Genomic DNA, 2,636 nt, shown 5'->3' with positions numbered 1-2,636 from the left:
TCATCAAGCGACCGCCCGCCGGGACCATATCCGAATAAAAATGCAACTGTAGTGCTAGGGAGTGCGGCGTTACAGGGAACTGGTGCAGGCTCGACTAGAAGTGGAACAAGTGCGGGATAATGGGCACCGCCCAACACCGGCTGATCTTAGGCGGAACGTCGCAGACGAGTGCACCGTCCAAAGGGTGAATGGACACGGGCCTCCATCTTTGGGTCGGATCAATTTTGTCCCATTCGACAATTGCCGCGCGAACGTCCTTCTTTCGTGCTGTCCCTTGAACCCAGACGTTCGGCTTACGGCCACGAATGTCAGCGGTGGAGACCTTCACAACGATAGAAGTTCACTATCTCTCTCGTCGTCAACAGCCGAACCTTTGGCAATCCGACCTGCTCGAAGATCGCGCTGTATTGCCTTCTGTTGCGACGAGTGGTGATCGCTATGTGGCGGATTATGTCCCACTTGACGCTGTCTCTCCCGCCCTCCAGCGCCCCGTGTCTGCTCCGCTGAAACCATGACCGCCAGATGTATCGATAGAGGCTGGTCGTACCTGGAACGTCGAGCAGGATGAACCCGGTCGCGTGCTTCAGTCGCTGAGGAAGGCATAGCGAGTAGTTGCCTTCCATTATCCAGGCCGAAGAACGTATTGCCTGATCGTGTAAGGCGAGGAACTCTTCGGCGGCGCGTGGCTGCCAGTCGCTGTTCGGCACATGATAGAGCTGGTCGAGATGGACCACGGGCAGCGCGCACGCCCGTCCGACCGCAGAAGCCAGCGTGGACTTCCCGCTGTTTGATGGCCCCATGATGCAGATACGAGTGCCGAGGTCATCAAGGACTGGCCTAGAGGTGTAGCGTTCCATGGCAGTGATCCTACCGCTGGCACTCGTTTCCCACCACACCGATCCTTGAACGGGGCTGTGTCCGCTCAGCCGCCTCTTTTGCAGGTAGCGGACTAGCAGCTTCCGGCCAGAAGCCGTCAAACTTGGACGATCGGCGCTGCCCTCGAAGCAGCCGTTCTGCAGCAATGCGCTGTGCTCCGAAGCGGCGCATGTTGTGAATTCAACGAGCGTGGCGGACTTTATGGCGCTTCAACCAACCACTTCGCCATGATTGTTCGGGGCGTGACCTCGAAACCGAGATGCTCGTAGAACGCGACGACCTTGGTGTTCGTCTCTCGCATGAGCAGTTGAACCTTTACGACCCCCCTCACGCAACCACGCCTCGCCCACTTCGACCATCTGCCGGCCGTAGCCCATGCCACGCGCGCCCGGATCCGCAGCGACGTAGTAGAGCCAACCACGGTGCCCATCGTGCCCAACCATCACGCTTCCGCAGATGCGCCCAGTCCGCCGGTCGTCGGCGCTCCGCCGCCAGGGCGGAGCAAAATCAGGCCACCGAGATCGTCGACCCGGAAACCGGCGAGATTACGCCCCCCTGATCGACGCGACATCGATATGAACAGCGCCCCGATCGGAGGCCCGTTCATGCCCGCGTCCAAAATGGCCTGCTTTTACTCCGCCACACCGGCCTGCATTCCGACCGGCGTTGACACTGAAAAGACAAATGTACGGAAGAGCCGGATACGCACTCCTGCGAAGCCGTCTGTTGGCAGTCGCATGAACGCAACCAGCGAAGCGGATGGGGCCGAAAATACTGGCCTGCACCAAAAGTGCGGAAGATCCCTTGATTGACTGGCGATTCTCACCTTGTTTGACGCGCTGCATGAGGGGGCAGGCCAACAAAAGACGACCGCATCGCCGAGATTGTGGCGAGCCGGCCCGATCGCTTCTAGGGCTTTGCGGCATCGCGCACAGCGGCGCCGCGAGAACTCGAGCGTGTGGTTCCAACCTTGGCACTAAGAAGCCACGGTGTTCTGGGATGAAAGTCGCAGGACGACCTCTTCTCAACCTCGGAGCACCCATGAATCTCCAGTTCCTTCCGCTCGCAGCCTTATTGGGCGTGGCATCTTTCGCAGGATCGCACGCGGCTCCAAAGCTCGATCCAGCCGGCGTTTGGCTTGTCGAAGACGCGACGGCGCGGGTGAGGATCGAACATTGCGGTCAGCCTGCAGACAAGATCTGCGGCTATCTCGTATGGGCGAAAGATCCCGGTCAGGGCGTTGACGCGCTCGATACTAAAAATCCTGATCCAAAGAAGCAGGGCCGCCCGGTCGTCGGCGCTCAGTTGATTCTCGGCTTGGCGCCAGAGGAGGAGGATCACGCCGGTTCGCTGTACAACGCCGAGAACGGCAAGATGTACGACGTTAAGGTCTGGCGCACCGATGCGACACACCTGATCCTAAAGGGCTGCGTGATGAAGTATCTCTGCCAGTCCCAAACTTGCACCAAGGTCGATGACGTCGCGCCGGGGCAGTTAGATGGTCCTACCGACGGGGTCGACGGTCCGCGCGCCGATGCAGAATGGGCGTCGGCACCGATCAAAGTCAGCTCTGCGCACAAGATGAAGCACTGACGACATCTCGATCAGCGATCAGCGCGCCAAAACGAACGATAGCCACGCGGAGATGCGTCGCGGACCTTGAGATACCTGATCGCGTTGCGGACGTCATAAACCGGGTCGCAGGCATGAATCCGGCCCAGATTGCGGCCCGGCGCGCGATCCTTCAAGAGGCCTGGAAA

3 protein-coding genes are annotated in these 2,636 nt (G+C 59.8%); 1 reads left to right on the top strand and 2 read right to left on the bottom strand.

Features of this window, described 5'->3' with window-relative positions:
• Positions 1 to 308 precede the first annotated feature (308 nt).
• On the bottom strand, positions 309 to 857 hold the full coding sequence (locus GSQ79_RS23875) for an AAA family ATPase (protein WP_158811268.1): 549 nt from the start codon (positions 855 to 857) through the stop codon (positions 309 to 311).
• Positions 858 to 1,085: 228 nt separating this feature from the next.
• On the bottom strand, positions 1,086 to 1,319 hold the full coding sequence (locus GSQ79_RS30430; protein WP_158811267.1) for a GNAT family N-acetyltransferase: 234 nt from the start codon (positions 1,317 to 1,319) through the stop codon (positions 1,086 to 1,088).
• A 556-nt stretch (positions 1,320 to 1,875) separates the two neighbouring features.
• On the opposite strand from GSQ79_RS30430, the gene GSQ79_RS23865 reads away from it, so the two are divergent.
• The gene (locus GSQ79_RS23865; RefSeq protein WP_246725542.1) at positions 1,876 to 2,469 is read left to right on the top strand and encodes a DUF2147 domain-containing protein; all 594 of its coding nucleotides are present in this window, start codon (positions 1,876 to 1,878) and stop codon (positions 2,467 to 2,469) included.
• Positions 2,470 to 2,636: the final 167 nt, after the last annotated feature.

The sequence above is a fragment of the Beijerinckia sp. L45 genome (assembly GCF_009765775.1).
Taxonomy (GTDB): Bacteria; Pseudomonadota; Alphaproteobacteria; order Rhizobiales; family Beijerinckiaceae; genus RH-AL1.
This window is presented reverse-complemented; position numbering and strand designations above follow the sequence as displayed.